The following is a 20,395-nucleotide window of genomic DNA, read 5'->3' as shown; positions in this document are numbered from 1 at the left end:
CTGTTCGGTTTCGTCCGCAAGAAATTTCGTTGCGAACTTGAGGGAAACTCCATGAACAGCCGAATCCGCGCCAGCGTCCTGCCGCTGGCGATCGCCTCGCTGCTTGCCACATCCGCCATGCCGGTGCTTGCCCAGGACACTTCGTCCTCGATCAGCGGCCGGGTGCTCGACGCCAGCGGCCAGCCGGTTGCCGGCGCCACCGTGCAGATCGTGCACGAGCCGTCGGGCACCACCAAGGTCACCACCACCGGCGCGGACGGCCGCTATGCGGCGCAGGGCCTGCGTGTGGGCGGCCCGTTCGACGTCACCGTGTCCAAGGCCGGCATGGCGCAGGCCGAACAGAAGAACGTCTACCTGCAGCTCGGTCAGGCCTCGTCGATCAATCTGACCATGAACGCCGGCATCCAGGCCAAGAACCTGAGCGCCGTGACGGTGTCGGCGTCTGCGCTGTCACAGGTGTTCACGCCGGACAACAAGGGCATGTCGACCAACGTCTCCGGCCGCCAGCTCGAGACCACCCCGCAAGGCAACCGCTCGATCGACGACATCGCGCGCCTCGACCCGCGCATCAACGTTTCCGACCAGGGCGACGGCTCGATCTCGATGGCCGGCCTGCCGAACCGCTTCAACGACATCAGCGTGGACGGCATCACCCAGGGCGACCCCTTCGGCCTGAACGCCAACGGCCTGCCCTACCAGGGTTCGCCGATCTCGGTGGACACCATCGCCGAGTACAACATCTCGACCGCCAATTACGACGTGTCCTCCGACACCGTCGGCGCCGCCATCAACGCGGTCACCAAGTCGGGCACCAACCAGTTCCACGGTTCGGCCTACTACGCGTTCCGCAACGCCAGCAGCATGGTGGGCGACGCGGGCTGGCTCGACCGCAGCAATCCTGGCTACTCGTACACCGGGTACAAGAAGGACTGGACCGGCGGCTTCACGCTGGGTGGCCCCATCGTCAAGGACAAGCTGTTCTTCTTCGTCTCCGCGGAGAAGGAGCAGACCAGCGGCATCGGTGCTGATTCGGCCAACGGCCTCGACCCCTCCCTGGGCTCGGGCGCCTCGACCTCCAACAACATCTCCCCCGGGGATCTGCAGAAGGTGATCGACACCGCCAACCGGCTGGGCCTGAAGCCGGGCAGCTTCACCAGCAACGGCGTGTCGCTGAACGACAAGCGCTACCTGGCCAAGCTGGACTGGAACATCACCGACAACCATCGCGCCAGCCTGACCTACCAGCGCACCAAGGAAAGCCAGCCGATCATCCAGGGCAACGGCTCCAACACGGTCGGCCTGAGCAGCTACTGGTACACCAAGAACAGCCTGACCGAGAACACCGCCCTGCAGTTCTTCGACGACTGGTCCGACAGCTTCTCCACCGAGGCGAAGATCGGCTACCAGAAATTCACCCAGAACCGTGCGGGCTTCGCCGACCAGCCGCAGGTGCAGGTCTACCTGGGCAACTCCAACAAGGCCCCGTCCGTGTACCTGGGCGAGGACCAGTACAGCCACTACAACGCGATCCAGACCAAGAAGTGGTCGCTGTTCCTGGCGGGTACCTATTACCTGGGCGACCACACCCTCAAGGGCGGCATCGACTACCAGCGCGACGACATCTACAACCTGTTCGGGCGCACCGAGTTCGGTTCCTACACCTTCTACGGCCTGAACAACTTCGCCAACGGCGACTACAACTCGTACTTCCTGTACCAGCCGGCCAACGGTTACACGCTCAACGACGTGGCCGCGAAGTGGGTGTACAGCCAGTACAGCCCGTTCCTGCAGGATACCTGGCAGGTCGACAACAACCTGTCGGTTACCTACGGCGTGCGCGTGGACATCCCGCATTCCGACCACAAGCCGCTGTACAACGCCGCCTTCCAGGATGCCTTCGGCTTCCCGAACAACAGCACGCTGGGTTCCAGGAATCGCGTGGTGGAGCCGCGTCTGTCGTTCAACTACAACTTCAACACCACGCGCATGATGCAGCTGCGCGGCGGCTTCGGTCTGTTCCAGACCTTCCCGCCGACGGTGTGGATGACCAATCCGTACCAGAACAACGGTCTGACGGTGGCGAGTTACTCTTCGTTCGATCCGGCCACGACCCCGTTCAGCCCCGACCCGCACGGCCAGAACCGGCCGTCCGGCAACGGCAGCGTCAGCGGCGTGGTCGACACCATCGACCCGAACTTCAGGTTGCCCACCGTGTGGAAGACCAGCCTCGCGCTGGACAGCGAGCTGCCGTGGTGGGGCCTGATCGGCTCGGTCGAACTGCAGCACATCAAGACGCGTGACGGCATCTACTACCAGGCGATCAACATCGGCGCGCCGACGCACGACGCCAACGGCGATCCGATCCTGCTGCCGGACGGCCGCCTGCAGTACTGGAAGACCCCGGGCGAGACGGCCAGCAAGGACGCGAACTACTACCGCAACTACGCGTTCGACAAGTACTCGACCCTGCTGACCAACACCCACAAGGGCAAGGCCGACAGCCTGACCCTGGCGTTGTCGAAGCCGTTCTCCAATGACTGGTTCGGCAACGTCAGCCTCACCTTCAACCACACCACCGAGGTGAACCCGGGCAACAGCTCGCAGGCTTCCTCGGGCTACAAGTACGTGGTGCGCACCAACGCCAACGAGGAAGTGGCCGGCACCGCCGACCGCAACATCGCCAAGGTGCTGAAGGCGTCGCTGACCTGGCAGCATGCATTCTTCGGCGACTACAAGACGTCGGTCTCGGCGTTCTACACCGGCCATACCGGCCTGCCGTACAGCTGGATCTTCTCCGGCGACGTCAACGGCGACGGCATCACCTACGAGGATCCGGTCTACATTCCGACCGTCAACGACCCGAAGGTGAGCTACGGCAGCGCGAGCCAGAAGGTGATCCAGCAGTTCCAGGATTTCATCAACAGCGATTCGTACCTGAGTGCGCACCGCGGCCAGATCGCCTCGCGCAACGGCGCCCGTTCGCCGTGGGTGAACGAACTGGACATGGCCTTCCAGCAGGAGGTGCCCGGCCTGTTCAAGGGCAACAAGGGCATCGTCCGCCTGGACATCTACAACTTCCTGAACCTGCTGGACAAGAAGTGGGGCGATACGCGCTACGCCGTCTACGGTACGCGCACGCTCGCCGGCTACGACGGAGTCAATGCCCAGGGCCAGTACGTGTACTACCTGCCCACCGACAAGAGCGGCAACTACCAGGCGCAGGCACTGACCACCTACGACGCGGGCAGCAACCAGACCCGCACCGTCTCGCGCTGGTCCGCCATGCTGACACTGAAGTACACGTTCTGATTGCGCAGGCCATTCGACCTGACGAACCGGCGCCCTTTCGGACGCCGGTTTTTTTATGGCGCAGACCCTTGCAAAGCGGTGGCGTCGCGGCCGCTTTGTCTTGACGCGGCTTCGTCCGAGGCGGGAAGCTTCGGGGCTGCTGCATCCGCGCGGACGTGTGTCCGCGGGACAGTGGCATGGAGATACTGATGAATGATGCTGGTGCCGGCGTTGCCGGTCGCAACGCCACCGTGAGCGCGCGCATCTCGCCCGCCGGCGGCCTGGACATCCTTTCCCGCCATGAGGTGGCGCGCCTGCGCGGCGCCAGCGATTCGGGCCTGCACGGCCTGCTGCGCCGCTGCGCGCTGGCGGTGCTGACCTCGGGCACGGTCAGCGATGATCCGCGGGCGATCCTCGAACAGTTTCCGGATTTCGACATCCAGGTGCTGCAGCAGGACCGCGGCATCAAGATCGAGCTGAGCAAGGCACCCGCGCAGGCGTTCGTGGACGGCCAGATCATCCGCGGCATCAACGAGCTGCTGGTGGCGGTGGTGCGCGACATCGTCTACGTGTCCACCCAGCTGGAACTGGTTTGCCGCGATCTCGAACCTTCCGACGCGCTGACCCAGGCGGTGTTCGAGATCCTGCGCAACGCGCGCATCCTCAGGCCGCACATCGACCCCAACCTGGTGGTGTGCTGGGGCGGGCATTCGATCTCGCGCGAGGAATACGACTACACCAAGGCGGTGGGGTACCAGCTCGGCCTGCGCGGCATGGACATCTGCACCGGCTGCGGCCCGGGCGCGATGAAGGGGCCGATGAAGGGCGCCACCATCGCCCATGCCAAGCAGCGACGGCGCGGCAACCGCTACATCGGCGTCACCGAGCCTGGCATCATCGCGGCCGAATCGCCCAACCCCATCGTCAACCAGCTGGTCATCATGCCGGACATCGAGAAGCGCCTCGAAGCCTTCGTGCGCATGGGCCACGGCATCATCGTGTTTCCCGGCGGCGTGGGTACGGCAGAGGAAATCCTCTACCTGCTCGGCATCCTGCTGCACCCGGAGAACGCGGGCATCCCGTTCCCGCTCATTCTCACCGGACCCAGTGAATCGGCGGCGTATTTCGAGCAGATTGACCGCTTCCTGCGGCTGGCCCTGGGCGACGCGGTGGCGCAGCACTACCAGATCGTCGTGGAAGACCCGGCCGCAGTGGCCAGGGCAATGGCCAGGGGCATCGACAAGGTGCGCAACAACCGGCTGGACACCAAGGACGCGTTCTTCTTCAACTGGGCGCTGCGCATCCCGCTGGAGTTCCAGAATCCGTTTCGTCCGACGCACGAGGCGATGCGTGCCCTGCAGCTGCGCCATGGCCGCCCGCTGCACGAGCTGGCGGCGGATCTGCGCCGCGCTTTCTCCGGCATCGTGGCCGGCAACGTGAAGGAGGAGGGCGTGCTGGCGATCGAGCAGAACGGCCCGTTCGATATCGACGGTGATCGCGACATCATGCAGGCGCTGGACAAGCTGCTGCAGGCCTTCGTCGAGCAGCACCGCATGAAGCTGCCAGGCGGCGCGGCCTACGTGCCGTGCTACCGCGTGATCACCGGCTGACGGCGGGCGCGGGATGGGGTTGGCGGCTTGACAGGCCGCCGCCCGATCTACAAACTACGCAGCTCCCGCCCGAATAGCTCAGCTGGTTAGAGCACTTGACTGTTAATCAGGGGGTCGTTGGTTCGAGTCCAACTTCGGGCGCCAGACACACGAAAAGGCCGGCAGCGATGCCGGCCTTTTCGCATTCGTGCCGCACCAGTCGCGCTCACTGCGCTGCGGCGCAACTGGCAGCCTGTTCCGGGCTGGCCTTCGCGCCACGGACACGGCCGGAGTTGGCGACCACCACCACCAGGGCCTGGTCGGGCTGGCCGCGATGGCAGATGCGCCAGGTATTGGTCATGCCGATGGCGCTGCCGTCGCTCCGGAAGCGGATCAGCCGGCGGCCGCTGTCGCCGAGGACGACGATGCCGGCATAGCCGGCCCGGACGCGCAGTGGCGCCGCGTCGGGTTGGCCCTGGCGGGTGGTGTCGTGGCCGATCAGCCAGCCGGATTCCCAGCGCGTCTCGCCGCTGCACCGCGCGCCATCGCGGCTGGGGCAGAACAGCGTAGATCTGCCGCTGAACACCGCGGTACTGCGGGCATGCTGCAGGGCGGCGATGAACTCCACCTGCGCAACCTGCACCTGGTTGCGCGCAAGCAGCGATGCCAGCGATGGCATCGCGATTGCCGCCAGCACGCCGAGGATCGCCACCACCATGATCTGCTCGATCAGGGTGACGCCGAGCTGTCTGTCGTGCCGGCCGTGCGGTTGTCGTTTCGCCATGACGCGCTCCCCATGGGCGGAAGGGCCATGCTAGGAAGGCGCGCTGGCGCAACCAGCCGTCCGGCGGATGGGCGCGGTGTCGTCGGCTGCTGACACGGCCTGTCAGCAGCGACGATTTAATATGCGGGCATCCGCCCGCATATCGTCAGCCATGTCCGATCGATTCGAACTCGTCGCACCCTACCAGCCCGCGGGCGACCAGCCCGAGGCAATCCGCCGGCTCAGCGAGGGCTTCGAGGCGGGCCTGGCCGCGCAGACCCTGCTCGGCGTCACCGGCTCCGGCAAGACCTACACCATCGCCAACGTGATCCAGCAGGTGCAGCGCCCCACCATCGTGATGGCGCCGAACAAGACGCTGGCGGCGCAGCTGTACGGCGAGTTCCGCGAGTTCTTCCCGCACAACGCGGTGGAGTACTTCGTCAGCTACTACGACTACTACCAGCCCGAAGCCTATGTGGCGGCGTCCGACACCTACATCGAGAAGGACGCCTCGATCAACGAGCACATCGAGCAGATGCGGCTGGCGGCGACCAAGGCGCTGCTGTCGCGGCGCGACGCGATCATCGTGGCCACGGTGTCGGCGATCTACGGCCTCGGCAACCCCGAGGACTACCTGTCGTTGCGCCTGATCCTGGCCAAGGGCGAGCGCATCGAGCAGCGCCAGCTGATCCGACAGCTCACCGAGCTGCAGTACACCCGCAACGAGACCGAGCTGCGCCGCGGCACCTACCGCGTGCGCGGCGAGATCATCGACGTGTTTCCTGCCGAGTCGGAAACCGAGGCGCTGCGCATCGAGCTGTTCGACGGCGAGGTGGAAGGCCTCTCGCTGTTCGATCCGCTCACCGGCGAGACCATCCGCAAGCTGCCGCGCTACACGGTCTACCCGCGCACGCACTACGCCTCGACGCGCGAGAGCGTGCTGAACGCGATCGACACCATCAAGGACGAACTGAAGGAGCGGCTGGAGGTGCTGTACCGCGACAACAAGCTGGTCGAGGCACAGCGGCTCGACCAGCGCACCCGTTACGACGTGGAGATGATGGCCGAAGTGGGTTACTGCCAGGGCATCGAGAACTACTCGCGCCATCTCACCCGGCGCGCGCCCGGCGAGCCGCCGCCCACGCTCTTCGATTACCTGCCGGCCGACGGCCTGCTGGTGGTGGACGAGTCCCACGTTACCGTGCCGCAGCTGGGCGCGATGTACAAGGGCGACCGTTCGCGCAAGGAAACCCTGGTGGAGTTCGGCTTCCGCCTGCCATCCGCACTGGACAATCGTCCGCTGCGCTTCGAGGAGTGGGAGGCGCGCGTGCCGCGCGCGATCTACGTCTCCGCCACGCCGCGCGACTACGAGCTGCAGAAGTCCGGCGACGCCATCGTCGAGCTGGTGGTGCGCCCCACCGGCCTGGTCGACCCCGAGGTGGAGGTGCGCCCGGTGCGCACCCAGGTGGACGACCTGCTGGGCGAGGCGAACAAGCGCATCGCCATGGGCGACCGCGTGCTGGTCACCACGCTGACCAAACGCATGGCCGAAAACCTGACCGAATACCTCTCCGAGCACGGCGTGAAGGTGCGCTACCTGCATTCGGACATCGAGACGGTGGAGCGCAGCGAGATCATCCGCGACCTGCGCCTGGGCGAGTTCGACGTGCTGGTGGGCATCAACCTGCTGCGCGAGGGTCTGGACATGCCGGAGGTGTCGCTGGTGGCCGTGCTCGATGCCGACAAGGAGGGCTTCCTGCGTTCCACCGGCTCGCTGATCCAGACCATCGGCCGCGCCGCCCGCAACGTGCGTGGCAAGGCGATCCTCTATGCCGACGAGGTGACCCGCTCGATGCAGGCGGCGATGGACGAGACCGGCCGTCGCCGCGAGAAGCAGCTCGCCTACAACGCCGCGCACGGCATCACCCCGAAGACGGTGCAGCGGCGCATCGCCGACATCATGGAAGGGGCGCGCAGCGAGGCACCGGCACGCGGTCGTGGCGGCAAGGGCCGCCAGCGCGCCGTGGCCGAAACCGTCGCCAGCTACGAGTCGATGGACCCGGCCAAGGCCGCCGCCACGATCAAGAAGCTGGAAGCGCAGATGTACAAGCACGCCCAGAACCTGGAGTTCGAGGACGCGGCCCGGTTGCGCGACCAGATCCACCAATTGCGCGAGCAGGCGCTGCGCTGATCGCGCCCCGGCCAGCCCGGCTTGTGGAGGGGCAGCCAGTCGCCTATACTGCGCGGCTCGCGCGGCCTGCTGCCGTGCGAATCGGGCGGTTAGCTCAGCGGTAGAGCACTACCTTGACATGGTAGGGGTCACAAGTTCGATCCTTGTACCGCCCACCAAGATTGAAGTGAAAAGGCCGGCGTTCTCGCCGGCCTTTTCGTTTGTGAACCATCGGCGTGCTGCTGGCGGGCTCAATCCGCCAGGCGTGCGACGACCAGGTCCAGCAGCGCCCGCAGGCGGGCCAGTCGCCGCATGTCGCGGTGGTAACCGATCCAGGTTTCCCGTGTCGGCGGAGTCTCGCCCAGGTCGAGGCGCCGCAACCCGTCGATGGCGTCCCCAAGAGGTCTTGGCAGCACCGCGATGCCGGCGCCGCGGGCGCACATCTGCGCCTGGACGGCGCGGGCGTTGCTGCGGAATACCACCTGCGCATTCGGCAGCATTCGCTGCAGCCATGCGACATCGGGCATGCCACCGAAGGCTGTGTCCATCATGACCAGTCCCGTGCCCGTGCCGTCGCCGGCACGCGGCACGGCATGATCCGCCGCCGCATAGACGCCATAGGGCATGTGCAGCAGCTTGCGCGAGACGACGTCCGGTTCGTCGAAAGGCCTGATCCGGAACGCCAGGTCGGCCTCGCGACGCGAGAGGCTGAGGAAGCGCGAATCGGTCAGCAGCTCGACCACTACACGCGGATACTGCTTCGAGAAATCGGCAAGAACCGGCGTCAGCAGGTATTCGGCGAACCAGTCCGACGACGTGATGCGCAGCATGCCGTCGAGGTGCTTTTCCTGCCCGGCGAGTTGCCGCTGGAAGGCGAGCGCCTCTTCCTCCATGTGTTCGGCGTGGCCGAGCACGGCGGTGCCTTCGTCGGTCAGCACGAAGCCTGCTTTCGTCCGCTGAAACAGGGTATGTCCTACCGCTTGTTCCAACGCTTGCAGTCGCCGCCCCATCGTCGGCTGGGTCTGCCCGAGCTTGCGCGCGGCGGCGCCGAGCGTGCCTTCGCGCGCGATGGCCAGAAATACACGCAGGTCGCTCCATTCCATCACGGGATGCTCTCGCCAGGCCGGTTGGCAAAGACATGCCACCTTCCATGCAATTATGCATGAACAAAATGCGATTATTTGGATTTCCAAACGGAATTGATGGCCGTAACTTGGCGCCACTTCCTCAGCAGAGTCGAGTCCGCCATGACCCTTTCGCGCTCCATGCAGGCCGCCGTGTTGGAAAACCACGAAGCCCCGTTCCGCCTGGCCTCCATTGCTCGGCCGGTGCCACGGGCCGGACAGGTGTTGGTGCGAATCCGCGCGAGCGGCATCAATCCGTTGGATCTGAAGATCCGGGCCGGCGCTGCGGAACATGCGCAGCACCCGCTGCCGGCCATCCTGGGCATCGACCTGGCCGGCGTGGTCGCGGCAGTGGGTGACGGTGTCGGCAAATTCCGGGTCGGCGACGAGGTCTATGGCATGACCGGCGGCGTGGGCGGCGTGCAAGGCTCGCTGGCCGAATACGCCGCCGTGGACGCGGACTTGCTGGCGCTCAAGCCCGCGCATTTCAGCATGCGCGAAGCGGCTTCGTTGCCGCTGGTCTTCATCACCGCGTGGGAGGGCCTGGTCGACCGTGCCCACATCTGCGCGAGCCACACCGTGTTGGTGCAGGGCGGCGCCGGCGGCGTCGGCAGCATGGCCATCCAGATCGCACGTGCCTTCAATGCGCGGGTCTACGCCACCGATGCTCCGGCACGCGCCGGCATCGTCCAGCAGCTCGGGGCGACACCGATCGATTACACACGGACGCAGGCGGAGGACTACGTCGCCCACCATACCAAGGGCCGTGGTTTCGACGTGGTCTTCGACACGGCCGGCGGTGCAAGCCTGGACGCCTCGTTCAAGGCGGTGGCGCGCTTCGGGCACGTGGTCAGCTCGCTGGGCTGGGGGACGCATGCGCTGGCGCCGCTCTCCTTCCGTGCGGCGACCTATTCCGGCGTATTCACACTCTTGCCCCTGCTTACCGGCGAGGGCCGGGCGCATCACGGCGAGATCCTGCGCGAAGCCACCCGGCTCGCCGAAGCGGGAATGATCAAGCCGCTGCTCGATGCGCGCACGTTCAACCTGGAGACCGTCGGCGATGCCTACGCGCTGATCGAGCAACGGCAGGCGCAGGGCAAGCTCGTGGTCGACATCGACGGCTGAGGTGCGCCACCTTGGTGGCCCGTGCACTCGTCAGGCGGGCCGCCCTCGCCTCGACTCCGGGGGCATCCTGGCGAGGAAATGGCCGGAATACCGCAATGAACTGCCCGGCCGCATGGGCGAGCCCGGAAACCGAGTCCCGGCACGCTGGCAGGCAGCCAGACCTTGTTCCGCGCAGGCCGGAAAGCGGGAGCGCCTGGACGCCAGGCCCCGCGAAATGATCGCGCTCGCAATGGCCGTGACGACGCGTCGCGATGGTTGCATCACCGTGCATGCCGGCGACGCGTTGCAGGCTGGCGCGACGTGCGACGAAATCGCCGAGGCGCTGGGCGTGGCTGTGGCCGTGGCGCCCAGCGCCGGATCGGCCATGGTCTATTCCGCCCGCGTCATGGATGCGGGCGACGAGCACAGCCGGGCGGCGTAGGCCCGGTCATCGGCGGGTTCTTCGGTGTCATGGACAGAATCCGTTTCATCGTACGGAAGGGTCCGGCCATGCATGACGCTGGCGGGGCCGTTGGAGGTGGCTGGGGCAACTACGCCACAATGCATGCTTCCGTCAGCAGAGGCTCCGCGATGACCTATCTCTGGATCAAGTCCTTCCACGTGCTGTTCGTGATCGCCTGGATGGCCACGGTGTTCTATCTGCCGCGCATCCTGGTGAACCTTGCCGAGGCCGGCGACGAGCCGGCGGTGAAGGCGCGGCTGCTGCTGATGGGGCGGCGGCTGTACAAGTTCGGCCACAACATGTTCGGCATCGCCTTCCTGTTCGGCCTGACCCTGTGGCAGGGCTGGCGCCTGTTCCCGTCGACGCTGCCGGACGTGACCGCCGGTACGCACTGGATCGACGCCAAGCTGACCCTGGTGGCCGTGCTGCTGGCCTATTTCGTGTGGGCGGGGCGGATGATCAGGCGTTGCGAGAGGGGCGGGGCATTGCCGTCCACGAAGGCGCTGCGCTGGCTCAACGAGCTGCCGGTGCTGCTGCTGCTGGGCGTGATCTTCCTGGTGCTGGCCAAGCCGTTCTGAGCGCGTCGGCCCGTCATCGCCGGAAATAGTCGCGGTACCACGCCACGAAGCGCGCCACACCCTCTTCGATGGAAGTGTCCGGCGCGTAGCCGACGTCCCGGCGCAGCGCCGAGACGTCGGCCCAGGTGTCGGGCACGTCGCCGGGCTGCATCGGCAGCAGGTTCTTCTCGACCGTGCGGCCCAGGTGCTGTTCCAGCAGCTCGATGAAACGCAGCAGCTGCACCGGCTGGTCGTTGCCGATGTTGTAGACGCGATAGGGTGCGTTCGACGTGCCCGGGTTGGGCGACTTCGCGTCGTAGGCCGGGTCGGGCGTGGCCGTGTGGTCGAGCGTGCGGATCACGCCTTCCACGATGTCGTCGACGTAGGTGAAATCGCGGCTGTGGTTGCCGAAGTTGAACACGTCGATCGGCTCGCCGCGGCTGATGCGGTCGGCGAACAGCATCGGCGACATGTCCGGCCGGCCCCACGGCCCGTACACGGTGAAGAAGCGCAGGCCGGTGGTGGGCAGGCCGTAGAGGTGGCTGTAGCTGTGCGCCATCAGCTCGTTGGCTTTCTTGGTGGCCGCGTACAGGCTCACCGGGTGGTCCACCGCGTCCTCCACCGCGAACGGCAGCTTGCGGTTGGCGCCATAGACCGAGCTGGAGGACGCGTAAACCAGGTGCTCCACGCCGCCGTGGCGGCAGGCTTCGAGGATGTTGCCGAAGCCGACCAGGTTGCTCTGCACGTAGGCCTGCGGGTTCTTCAGCGAATAGCGCACGCCCGCCTGCGCGGCCAGGTTCGCCACGCGCTGCGGCTTGAAGCTGGCGAACGCGTCGTTCACCGCGGCGGCGTCGGCCAGGTCGGCGCGCACGTGAATGTAGCCGGCATGGTTGGCGAAGCGGGCGAGGCGCGCTTCCTTCAGCGCCGGGTCGTAGTAGTCGTTGTGGTTGTCGATGCCCAGCACTTCGTCGCCGCGCGCCAGCAGACGCTCGGCCAGGGCGGCGCCGATGAAGCCGGCGGTGCCGGTGACGAGGATGCGCATGGCTTCTTCCTTCGCGGGGAGAGCGCCATTGTAGCCGCTGCGACCATGGCTCGATTGACGGCGCGGGCGGCGCTAGACTACGGTTCCGACCGGTTTCCGGAGACAAGGTGGCCCGCGCGCAAGTGCCGGCCGAGTGTGCGACATGTCCACTAGCAACCGCCCACGCTGAATTTCCGCCGAGCCTTGCGTTGTCGAAAGGGCGCTGCGGCGCCCTTTGTTTTTTCCGTCCCGGCGGACAACGACAGAACCGGCCTTTGTGGCCGGATCTTCCAGATCGAAGCGACACCGCCCCGGGGCGGTGCAGCAGCAGGAATAAACATGATCGAGATCACGCTACCCGACGGCAGCAAGCGCCCGTTCGACCACCCCGTGACCGTGCAGGACGTGGCCGCCGCCATCGGCGCCGGTCTCGCCAAGGCCACGCTCGCCGGCAAGGTGGACGGCAAGCTGGTGGACGCCAGCCATGTCATCGACCGCGACGCCAGCCTGCAGATCGTCACCGAGAAGAGTCCGGAGGCGCTGGAGATCCTGCGCCATTCCACCGCGCACCTGATGGGGCAGGCGGTGCAGCGACTGTTCCCCGGTGCGCAGGTCACCATCGGCCCGGTGATCGACAACGGCTTCTACTACGACTTTGCCTATGAGCGCCCGTTCACGCCCGAGGACCTGCCTAGGATCGAGGACGAGATGCGCAGGATCGTCGCCGAGCAGTTGCCGGTGACGCGCAGCGTGAAGTCGCGCGACGATGCGGTGGCCTTCTTCAAGGGGCTGGGCGAGCACTACAAGGCCGAGATCATCGAGGGCATTCCGTCCAATGAGGCGCTCTCGCTCTACTCGCAGGGCGAGTTCACCGACCTGTGCCGCGGCCCGCACGTACCCAATACCGGCAAGCTGCACTCGTTCAAGCTGATGAAGGTGGCCGGCGCCTACTGGCGCGGCGATTCCAGCAAGGCGATGCTCTCGCGCATCTACGGCACCGCCTGGTTGTCCGACAAGGATCTCAAGGCCTACCTCACCCAGCTGGAGGAGGCCGAGAAGCGCGACCACCGCAAGATCGGCAAGGCACTGGACCTGTTCCACCAGCAGGAGGAAAGCCCCGGCATGGTGTTCTGGCACCCGCGCGGCTGGGCGATCTGGCAGCAGGTGGAGCAGTACATGCGCGGCGTATACAGAAAGAGTGGCTACCAGGAAGTGCGCTGCCCGCAGGTGCTGGACGTGTCGCTGTGGAAGAAGTCCGGCCACTGGGACAACTACCAGGAGAACATGTTCTTCACCGAGTCGGAGAAGCACACCTTCGCGCTGAAGCCGATGAACTGCCCGGGCCACGTGCAGGTGTTCAACACCGGCCTGCACAGCTACCGCGAGCTGCCGATCCGCTACGGCGAGTTCGGCGGCTGCCACCGCAACGAGCCGTCCGGCGCGCTGCACGGCATCATGCGCGTGCGCGCGTTCACCCAGGACGACGGCCACATCTTCTGCACGCCGTCGCAGATCGAATCCGAGGTGACGGCGTTCCATGCACAGGCCATGCGGGTCTACGCCGACTTCGGATTCGAGCACATCGACGTGGCGCTCGCCCTGCGCCCGGACAAGCGCATCGGCTCGGACGAGGTATGGGACAAGGCCGAGGCCGCCCTGCGCGGCGCACTTTCCGCTGCCGGGGTGAAGTGGACGGAGCTGCCGGGCGAGGGCGCGTTCTACGGCCCCAAGATCGAATACCACATGCACGACTCCATCGGCCGCGACTGGCAGGTGGGCACCATGCAGGTGGATTTCATGATGCCCGAGCGCCTGGGCGCCGAATATGTGGACGAAAACTCCCAGCGCCAGCACCCGGTGATGCTGCACCGGGCCATCGTGGGCTCGATGGAGCGCTTCATCGGCATCCTGATCGAGCACCATGCCGGCCTGCTGCCCACCTGGCTGGCGCCGGTGCAGGCGGTGGTGTTCTCGATTACCGACGCCCAGGCCGATTACGTCCGCGAGGTGACGCAAACCCTTGTCGACAAAGGCTTCCGGGTGGAAGCCGATTTGCGCAACGAGAAGGTCGGCTATAAAATCCGCGAACATACGTTGCAGAAAGTGCCCTACCTGCTTGTCGTTGGCGATCGCGAGAAGGAGTCCGGGGCGGTTTCCGTGCGTACCCGTTCGGGCGAGGACCTGGGCAGCCTGCCCTTGGCCGCCCTCGTCGAACGGTTGGAGGCCGAGACGCGGCGCTGATGCCGCGTGGCCATTCGATGACATCTTCTGGAGGATAGTGGTATCGCTACCACCGACAACAAGGGTAATCGCCGTAACCTGGAAATCCGCGTTCCGCGCGTGCGCGTGATCGGCGCAGATGCCGAGCAGCTGGGCATCCTCACGCGCGACGAGGCGCTCGCACTGGCGCAGGAAGCGGGGATGGATCTGGTCGAGATCCAGCCGAACGGTGACCCGCCGGTCTGCCGCATCATGGACTACGGCAAGTTCAAGTTCGAAGCCCAGAAGAAGGCCCAGGCGGCCAAGAAGAAGCAGAAGCAGGTCGAGATCAAGGAAGTGAAGTTCCGTCCGGTCACGGACGTGGGCGACTACCAGATCAAGCTGCGCAACATGCTTCGTTTCCTGGAGGAGGGCGACAAGGTCAAGGTCACCATCCGCTTCCGCGGCCGCGAGATGTCGCACCAGGACCTCGGCCAGAGCCTAGCCAAGCGCATCCAGGAGGACGTGGGCGAGAACGGCCAGGTGGAGTCCTTCCCGCGCCTGGAAGGGCGCCAGATGGTCATGATGATCGGCCCCAAGAAGAAGCAGTGATGCAAACGGCGGCCCCCGGCCGCCGTTTTGCTGGGCGCAGGACCGGACCCGCCGGGCTGGCATCCGCCCCGCCTCCCCCGTATAATCGCCCGTTCGACCCGCCTGGAAGGGTCGTGCACCGATGTCGGCAGGATGGAAAGTGCGGCCTCACGGTCGCCGCCGAATCAGTCAGAAACCGGGGTTCCCGACCCCTTCAAGGAGCATTCCCATGCCCAAGATCAAGACCAACCGGGCGGCGGCGAAGCGTTTTCGCAAGACCGCTTCCGGCAAGTTCAAGGCCGGTCACGCCTTCAAGTCGCACATCCTGACCAAGAAGTCGACCAAGCGTAAGCGCAACCTGCGCGCCACCAACCACGTCAAGGCGTGCGACACCAAGGGTGTGGCGCGCATGTTGCCGTATCTCTGAGACGGGAGGACTAGACCATGGCTCGTGTCAAGCGTGGCGTCACCGCCCGTCGTCGTCACAAGAAGATCATCGGCCGCGCGAAGGGTTACTACAACGCCCGCCGCAAGGTTTTCCGCGTAGCGAACCAGGCCGTCATCAAGGCCGGCCAGTACGCCTACATCGGCCGCAAGCAGAAGAAGCGCCAGTTCCGCGCCTTGTGGATCGTGCGTATCAACGCCGCGGCCCGTCAGTTCGGCCTGTCCTACAGCCGCCTGATCAACGGCCTGCTGAAGGCCGGCGTCACGGTCGACCGCAAGGTGCTGGCCGACATCGCCGTGCACGACATCAAGGCGTTTGGTGCCATTGCTGAAAAGGCGAAGGCCGCACTGGCTGCATGACCTGTGCGCTCATCCTTGATCGTTGAGATCAAGAGGCGGCCATCCACGGCCGCACTTTCAAAAGGATGCGCGTGACATCTGCGGGGAGGAGGCCTAAAGCCTCCTCCCCGTTTTATTTGTGGACTTCCGGATCGGGATCGCATTGATGGACGACTTGGAAAGCCGCGCCGCGCAGGCGCAGGCCGACATCGACAAGGCCGATACACTGGAGGCGCTCGAGACCCTGCGCGTCGGCCTGCTCGGCAAGAGCGGCATCGTTACCGCCGCGCTGAAGTCGCTGGGCACGCTGGCGCCGGAGGAGCGCAAGGCGCGCGGCGCCGAGGTGAACCGCGTCAAGGAACGCCTCGCCGACGCGCTGGCTGCGCGCAAGGCAACGCTGGAACAGGCCGAGCTGGATCGTCGCCTGTCCTCCGAGACCATCGACATCTCGCTGCCCGGCCGCGACGGCGCGCGCGGCGGCATCCACCCGATCACCCGCGCACTGGAGCGCATCGCGGCGATCTTCGCGCGGTTGGGCTACCAGCGCGCCGACGGCCCGGAGATCGAGGACGACTGGCACAACTTCGAGGCGTTGAACTTCCCGCCGCACCACCCGGCGCGCGCCATGCACGACACGTTCTACTTCGCCGACGGGCGCCTGCTGCGCACGCACACCTCGCCGGTGCAGATCCGCTCGATGAAGGGCCGCCAGCCGCCGATCCGCATCATCGCGCCGGGCAAGGTCTACCGCAGCGACTCGGACCAGACCCACTCGCCGATGTTCCACCAGATCGAGGGCTTGCTGGTCGACGAGACCTCCAGCTTCGCCGACCTCAAGGGCACGCTGGCCGAATTCATCCGCGCGTTCTTCGAGCGCGATTTCGAGATGCGCTTCCGCCCCAGCTACTTCCCGTTCACCGAGCCCTCGGCCGAGGTGGACATCCGCTGGGAGACCGCCGATGGCCAGTCGCGCTGGCTGGAGGTGCTGGGCTGCGGCATGGTGCACCCGAACGTGCTGGCGAACTGCGGCATCGACCCGGAGCGCTACAGCGGTTTCGCCTTCGGCCTCGGCGTGGAGCGCTTTGCGATGCTGCGCTATGGCGTGACCGATCTGCGCGCGTTCTTCGAGAACGACCTGCGCTTCCTCAAGCAGTTCGCGTAAACCGGGCAGGGAACACACGATGAAATTCTCCGAGAACTGGCTGCGCGAGCTGGTTGATGTGCAGGCCGACCGCACCCGGCTGGCCCACGCGCTGACCATGGCCGGGCTGGAAGTGGAAGAAGTCACGCCGCTGGGCGAGGGCCTGGACGGGGTGGTGGTGGCCGAGATCGTCGCCGCCGAAAAGCACCCCGAAGCCGACCGCCTGCAGGTATGCATGGTCGATGCAGGGCAGGGCGCACCGCTGCAGATCGTCTGCGGCGCGCCGAATGCGCGCGCCGGCATCAAGGTGCCGCTGGCGACCGTGGGCGCCACGCTGCCCGGCGGCATCACGATCAAGGCGGCGAAACTGCGCGGCGTGGAATCATTCGGCATGCTGTGCTCTGCGAAGGAGCTGGGCGTCGACGCAGACGCCTCCGGCCTGCTGGAGTTGCCGGCCGATGCGCCGGTGGGTCAGCCGCTGGCCGCCTGCCTCGGTCTGCCCGACGCCAGCATCGAGCTGAAGCTCACCCCGAACCGTCCCGATTGCCTGGGTCTCTACGGCCTCGCGCACGACGTGGCCGCGCTGTTCGGCAGCCGCGTGAAGGTCGGCGAGCAGGCGCCCGCGGCGGTGACCGGCGCCGCCCGCCGCGGCATCCGCCTGGAGGCCGGCAGGGACGCGCCGCGCTACCTCGGCCGCATCGTCGAGGGCATCGACCCCGCCGCGCGCACGCCGCTGTGGCTGGCCGAACGCCTGCGCCGCGCGGGCCTGCGTCCGATCAGCGCCGTGGTAGACGTCACCAACTACGTGATGCTTGAGCTGGGCCAGCCCATGCATGCGTTCGACAACGACCGGCTCGAAGGCGACGTCGTGGTGCGCCACGCGCGTGCGGGCGAGCAGCTCAGGCTGCTCGACGGCAGCGAGGCGACGCTGGACGAGGGCTTCGTGCTGATCGCCGACGAGCGCAAGGCGCTGGCAGTGGCCGGCGTGATGGGTGGTTTCGATTCGCGCGTCACCGACGCCACGCGCAACATCTTCCTGGAGTCGGCGCATTTCGCGCCGGCCGCGATCATGGGACGGGCGCGCAAGCTCGGCCTGCACACCGATGCCTCGCACCGCTTCGAGCGCGGCGTCGATCCCGAGCTGCCGCGCCGTGCACTGGAGCGCGCCACCGAACTGCTGCTGGCGATCGCCGGCGGCAAGGCCGGGCCGGTGCTGGTGGCGGAAAATCCGGCCGACCTGCTGCGGCCGGCGGCGGTGACACTGCGTCGTGCGCGCCTCCGGCGTGTGCTGGGCGTGGACGTGGCCGATGCCGAGGTGGCGCGCATCTTCATCGCGCTGGGCATGCGGGTGGAAACCCTGGCCGAAGGCTGGCGGATCACGGCGCCGAGCAGCCGCTTCGACATCGAGCGCGAGGAAGACCTGATCGAGGAAGTCGCGCGCATCTTCGGCTACGACAACATCCCCACGGCCACGCCGGCCGGCGCGCTGGCGCTGGCGGCCGAACCGGAGGCGCGCATCGGCGAGCTGGCGCTGCGCGAGCAGCTCGCCGCACGCGGCTATCACGAGGCGGTGAACCTGTCCTTCGTCTCCGCCGAACTGCTGGCGCGCTGGGGCCTCGCCGGCCAGGGCGTGCCGCTGGCGAACCCGTTGTCGGCCGATCTTGCGGTGATGCGCCCCTCGCTGCTGCCTGGCCTGGTCGAGGCGCTGCGGCATAACCGCGCGCGCCAGCAGGAACGCGTGCGCCTGTTCGAAGTGGCGCGGGTATTCGGGGCGGGCGACCCGCCGGTCGAGACCCCCAGCCTGGCCATCGCTGCCTGCGGCGCTGCCCGCGCCGAGCAATGGGGCGAGCCGTCCCGTGCGCTGGATTTCTTCGATCTCAAGGGTGACCTGGACGCGTTGCTGGCTTGGGGCGGCGAGCCGCAGCGCTGGGCGGTGCATGCCGACGGCCTGCCTGCCTGGCTGCATCCGGGGCGGGGCGCCCGTCTCTCGCGGGACGGCGAGACTGTGGGCTGGCTGGGTGCGCTGCATCCCCAACTGGCCAGGGCGCTGGATCTGGGCCCGGACGTGCACGTGCTGGAGCTGGCGCTGGGGCCACTGCTGGCGCGCCGCCTGCCCAGGGCGCAGCCGGTGGCACGCTTCCCCTCGGTGCGCCGCGACATCGCCGTCGAGGTGCCGGAGAACGTGGCCTGGTCGCGAATCGGCGAGGTGGTCCGCGGCAGCCTCGGCGAGGTGCTGAAGGAGTTGCGCCTGTTCGACCGCTACAGCGGCAAGGGTGTCGAAGCGGGCCGAAAAAGTCTCGCTATGGGCTTGATTTTGCAGGATGCTTCCCGCACCCTTACCGACGACGACGCAGACGGTTGCGTGCGGCGGGCCATCGCCGCACTGGAACAGGCATGCAAGGCTAAGTTGCGAGGATGAGATGGCGCTGACCAAGGCGGATATGGCCGAGCGGCTTTTCCTTGACGTGGGCCTCAACAAGCGTGAAGCCAAGGAATTCGTGGACGCCTGTTTCGAGGTCGTCCGCGAGGCCCTGGAAAGGGGAGAGCAGGTGAAGCTGTCGGGCTTCGGCAACTTTGACCTGCGCGAGAAGAACCAGCGGCCAGGGCGCAATCCCAAGACCGGCGAGGAGATTCCGATCTCGGCGCGCCGGGTGGTCACATTCCGGCCGGGTCAGAAACTCAAGGTGCGAGTCGAGGGCTATGCTGGATCAAGGGAATAACACCGAACTGCCGCCCATCCCGGCCAAGCGCTACTTCACCATCGGTGAGGTGGGCGAGCTGTGTGGCGTGAAGCCGCACGTGCTGCGCTACTGGGAACAGGAGTTTCCCGCGCTCAACCCGGTAAAGCGCCGCGGCAACCGGCGCTACTACCAGCGCCACGATGTGCTGATGATCCGCCAGATTCGCGCGCTGCTGTACGACGAGGGTTTCACCATCACCGGCGCGCGTGCGCGGCTGGAAGGGCCGCAGGCACGGGTGGAGGCGAGCATGTCGCACCAGATCGTGCACCAGGTGCGGCTGGAGCTGGAAGAAGTACTCGCACTGCTGCGCCGCTGAGCGCATTCCTCTGCTATAGTTCGCGCTTTCCGATCGCACGATCGCGAAGTGCAGAAGGCGGCCACGTTGCCGCCTTTCAAGTCCAAGTCGGGGCGTAGCGCAGCCTGGTAGCGCATTTGCCTGGGGGGCAAAGGGTCGTCGGTTCGAATCCGGCCGCCCCGACCAATCGGTACAGGATCATGCGCAGTCCGCTCGGCGGGCTGCGCATTTTTCGTGCAGCAGCGGCATCGGCGTGGCGACAGCTGCCGTCGCGGGTACGCTTGCCCGTCTCCCCTCCATTCGGCCCCGGCGGCCGGCACGCCCGCTTTCTCGCTGACAACGTTGTCTGCGAGAAGTCACGCATGCCCGGTTGAGCCTTCGGCCGGGCTTGGCGCGAGCCGCCGGATGGATCCTCCGGGCGTCGACTTCGCGGGTTATGTCGAGCGCTGTATTGCAGGCGTGTGTGACCGCTGTCGCGCAATCGTCGACAGGCCGCGCCAGCTCGATAGACAACGATGTCATTTCGGGGCCAAACTGGGCCAAATTCGCTTACGACACGCGGTACC

17 protein-coding genes and 3 tRNA genes are annotated in these 20,395 nt (G+C 66.6%); 17 read left to right on the top strand and 3 right to left on the bottom strand.

The window, feature by feature from the left end:
• The first annotated feature begins 51 nt into the window (after positions 1-51).
• The 3 genes from ACQGNW_RS17980 to ACQGNW_RS17970 all read left to right on the top strand — a co-directional run bounded on the left by ACQGNW_RS17980 (position 52) and on the right by ACQGNW_RS17970 (position 5,042).
• Positions 52-3,309, top strand: coding sequence for a TonB-dependent receptor (locus ACQGNW_RS17980; RefSeq protein WP_426664748.1), 3,258 nt, complete (start codon positions 52-54; stop codon positions 3,307-3,309).
• A gap of 188 nt (positions 3,310-3,497) precedes the next feature.
• Positions 3,498-4,898: a nucleotide 5'-monophosphate nucleosidase PpnN gene (ppnN, locus tag ACQGNW_RS17975; protein ID WP_426664747.1), complete on the top strand. Its 1,401-nt coding sequence runs from the start codon at positions 3,498-3,500 to the stop codon at positions 4,896-4,898.
• Positions 4,899-4,965: 67 nt separating this feature from the next.
• Positions 4,966-5,042, top strand: a tRNA-Asn gene (locus ACQGNW_RS17970).
• A gap of 61 nt (positions 5,043-5,103) precedes the next feature.
• Here the strand turns inward: ACQGNW_RS17970 and ACQGNW_RS17965 are convergent.
• Positions 5,104-5,661 carry a GspH/FimT family pseudopilin gene (locus ACQGNW_RS17965; RefSeq protein WP_426664746.1) on the bottom strand — a complete coding sequence of 186 codons (558 nt, stop codon included), beginning with the start codon at positions 5,659-5,661 and terminating at the stop codon, positions 5,104-5,106.
• Between the two features lie 151 nt (positions 5,662-5,812).
• Between ACQGNW_RS17965 and uvrB the strand changes: the two genes are divergently transcribed.
• Together uvrB and ACQGNW_RS17955 are read left to right on the top strand one after the other, a co-directional pair.
• On the top strand, positions 5,813-7,831 hold the full coding sequence (gene uvrB, locus ACQGNW_RS17960; RefSeq protein WP_426664745.1) for an excinuclease ABC subunit UvrB: 2,019 nt from the start codon (positions 5,813-5,815) through the stop codon (positions 7,829-7,831).
• A gap of 83 nt (positions 7,832-7,914) precedes the next feature.
• Positions 7,915-7,989, top strand: a tRNA-Val gene (locus ACQGNW_RS17955).
• A gap of 72 nt (positions 7,990-8,061) precedes the next feature.
• On the opposite strand, the gene ACQGNW_RS17950 is transcribed toward ACQGNW_RS17955, so the two are convergent.
• Complete coding sequence (locus ACQGNW_RS17950; RefSeq protein ID WP_426664744.1) at positions 8,062-8,913, bottom strand: LysR family transcriptional regulator; 852 nt, start codon at positions 8,911-8,913, stop codon at positions 8,062-8,064.
• Positions 8,914-9,057: 144 nt separating this feature from the next.
• Between ACQGNW_RS17950 and ACQGNW_RS17945 the strand changes: the two genes are divergently transcribed.
• The 3 genes from ACQGNW_RS17945 (at position 9,058) to ACQGNW_RS17935 (ending at position 11,079) form a co-directional block, all read left to right on the top strand.
• Positions 9,058-10,059 (top strand): zinc-dependent alcohol dehydrogenase family protein, encoded by a 1,002-nt coding sequence (locus tag ACQGNW_RS17945; protein WP_426664743.1) that lies wholly within the window; start codon positions 9,058-9,060, stop codon positions 10,057-10,059.
• Positions 10,060-10,171: 112 nt separating this feature from the next.
• The gene (locus tag ACQGNW_RS17940) at positions 10,172-10,480 is read left to right on the top strand and encodes a carboxymuconolactone decarboxylase family protein (protein ID WP_426664742.1); all 309 of its coding nucleotides are present in this window, start codon (positions 10,172-10,174) and stop codon (positions 10,478-10,480) included.
• 149 nt (positions 10,481-10,629) lie between these two features.
• Positions 10,630-11,079 carry a CopD family protein gene (locus ACQGNW_RS17935; protein ID WP_426664741.1) on the top strand — a complete coding sequence of 150 codons (450 nt, stop codon included), beginning with the start codon at positions 10,630-10,632 and terminating at the stop codon, positions 11,077-11,079.
• Between the two features lie 13 nt (positions 11,080-11,092).
• Here the strand turns inward: ACQGNW_RS17935 and ACQGNW_RS17930 are convergent, their stop codons facing one another.
• Complete coding sequence (locus tag ACQGNW_RS17930; protein WP_426664740.1) at positions 11,093-12,100, bottom strand: NAD-dependent epimerase; 1,008 nt, start codon at positions 12,098-12,100, stop codon at positions 11,093-11,095.
• A gap of 318 nt (positions 12,101-12,418) precedes the next feature.
• Here ACQGNW_RS17930 and thrS point away from each other — a divergent pair, with 318 nt between their 5' ends.
• The 9 genes from thrS to ACQGNW_RS17885 all read left to right on the top strand — a co-directional run bounded on the left by thrS (position 12,419) and on the right by ACQGNW_RS17885 (position 20,015).
• Positions 12,419-14,320, top strand: a complete 1,902-nt coding sequence (gene thrS, locus ACQGNW_RS17925) for a threonine--tRNA ligase (RefSeq protein ID WP_426664739.1) — start codon at positions 12,419-12,421, stop codon at positions 14,318-14,320.
• Positions 14,321-14,362: 42 nt separating this feature from the next.
• Positions 14,363-14,890, top strand: a complete 528-nt coding sequence (gene infC, locus ACQGNW_RS17920; protein ID WP_367855365.1) for a translation initiation factor IF-3 — start codon at positions 14,363-14,365, stop codon at positions 14,888-14,890.
• Between the two features lie 208 nt (positions 14,891-15,098).
• On the top strand, positions 15,099-15,296 hold the full coding sequence (gene rpmI / locus ACQGNW_RS17915) for a 50S ribosomal protein L35 (protein WP_019467379.1): 198 nt from the start codon (positions 15,099-15,101) through the stop codon (positions 15,294-15,296).
• A gap of 17 nt (positions 15,297-15,313) precedes the next feature.
• The gene (rplT, locus tag ACQGNW_RS17910) at positions 15,314-15,673 is read left to right on the top strand and encodes a 50S ribosomal protein L20 (RefSeq protein WP_426664738.1); all 360 of its coding nucleotides are present in this window, start codon (positions 15,314-15,316) and stop codon (positions 15,671-15,673) included.
• Positions 15,674-15,818: 145 nt separating this feature from the next.
• On the top strand, positions 15,819-16,814 hold the full coding sequence (gene pheS / locus ACQGNW_RS17905) for a phenylalanine--tRNA ligase subunit alpha (RefSeq protein ID WP_426664737.1): 996 nt from the start codon (positions 15,819-15,821) through the stop codon (positions 16,812-16,814).
• 19 nt (positions 16,815-16,833) lie between these two features.
• Complete coding sequence (gene pheT, locus ACQGNW_RS17900) at positions 16,834-19,212, top strand: phenylalanine--tRNA ligase subunit beta (RefSeq protein WP_426664736.1); 2,379 nt, start codon at positions 16,834-16,836, stop codon at positions 19,210-19,212.
• Between the two features lies 1 nt (position 19,213).
• On the top strand, positions 19,214-19,513 hold the full coding sequence (gene ihfA, locus ACQGNW_RS17895) for an integration host factor subunit alpha (RefSeq protein WP_426664735.1): 300 nt from the start codon (positions 19,214-19,216) through the stop codon (positions 19,511-19,513).
• Positions 19,494-19,850 (top strand): MerR family transcriptional regulator, encoded by a 357-nt coding sequence (locus ACQGNW_RS17890; RefSeq protein ID WP_181301494.1) that lies wholly within the window; start codon positions 19,494-19,496, stop codon positions 19,848-19,850. Before ihfA ends, ACQGNW_RS17890 begins: the two co-directional genes overlap by 20 nt.
• An 88-nt stretch (positions 19,851-19,938) precedes the next feature.
• Positions 19,939-20,015, top strand: a tRNA-Pro gene (locus ACQGNW_RS17885).
• The last annotated feature ends 380 nt before the right edge of the window (positions 20,016-20,395 follow it).

The sequence above is a fragment of the Rhodanobacter aciditrophus genome (assembly GCF_050026795.1).
In the GTDB taxonomy this organism is placed as follows: Bacteria; Pseudomonadota; Gammaproteobacteria; order Xanthomonadales; family Rhodanobacteraceae; genus Rhodanobacter_A.
Note: the sequence above shows the minus strand (reverse complement) of the source record. Positions and strands in the feature narration are given on the sequence as shown.

Bases quoted from the DNA above. Each gene is read 5' to 3' on its own strand.
- rplT (WP_426664738.1), top strand. From the start codon at position 15,314: ATGGCTCGTGTCAAGCGTGGCGTCACCGCCCGTCGTCGTCACAAGAAG.
- ACQGNW_RS17935 (WP_426664741.1), top strand. From the start codon at position 10,630: ATGACCTATCTCTGGATCAAGTCCTTCCACGTGCTGTTCGTGATCGCC.
- ACQGNW_RS17980 (WP_426664748.1), top strand. From the start codon at position 52: ATGAACAGCCGAATCCGCGCCAGCGTCCTGCCGCTGGCGATCGCCTCG.
- rpmI (WP_019467379.1), top strand. From the start codon at position 15,099: ATGCCCAAGATCAAGACCAACCGGGCGGCGGCGAAGCGTTTTCGCAAG.
- pheT (WP_426664736.1), top strand. From the start codon at position 16,834: ATGAAATTCTCCGAGAACTGGCTGCGCGAGCTGGTTGATGTGCAGGCC.
- ACQGNW_RS17890 (WP_181301494.1), top strand. From the start codon at position 19,494: ATGCTGGATCAAGGGAATAACACCGAACTGCCGCCCATCCCGGCCAAG.
- thrS (WP_426664739.1), top strand. From the start codon at position 12,419: ATGATCGAGATCACGCTACCCGACGGCAGCAAGCGCCCGTTCGACCAC.
- ACQGNW_RS17945 (WP_426664743.1), top strand. From the start codon at position 9,058: ATGACCCTTTCGCGCTCCATGCAGGCCGCCGTGTTGGAAAACCACGAA.
- ACQGNW_RS17940 (WP_426664742.1), top strand. From the start codon at position 10,172: ATGGGCGAGCCCGGAAACCGAGTCCCGGCACGCTGGCAGGCAGCCAGA.
- ihfA (WP_426664735.1), top strand. From the start codon at position 19,214: ATGGCGCTGACCAAGGCGGATATGGCCGAGCGGCTTTTCCTTGACGTG.
- uvrB (WP_426664745.1), top strand. From the start codon at position 5,813: ATGTCCGATCGATTCGAACTCGTCGCACCCTACCAGCCCGCGGGCGAC.
- ACQGNW_RS17950 (WP_426664744.1), bottom strand. From the start codon at position 8,913: ATGGAATGGAGCGACCTGCGTGTATTTCTGGCCATCGCGCGCGAAGGC.
- pheS (WP_426664737.1), top strand. From the start codon at position 15,819: ATGGACGACTTGGAAAGCCGCGCCGCGCAGGCGCAGGCCGACATCGAC.
- ACQGNW_RS17965 (WP_426664746.1), bottom strand. From the start codon at position 5,661: ATGGCGAAACGACAACCGCACGGCCGGCACGACAGACAGCTCGGCGTC.
- ppnN (WP_426664747.1), top strand. From the start codon at position 3,498: ATGAATGATGCTGGTGCCGGCGTTGCCGGTCGCAACGCCACCGTGAGC.
- ACQGNW_RS17930 (WP_426664740.1), bottom strand. From the start codon at position 12,100: ATGCGCATCCTCGTCACCGGCACCGCCGGCTTCATCGGCGCCGCCCTG.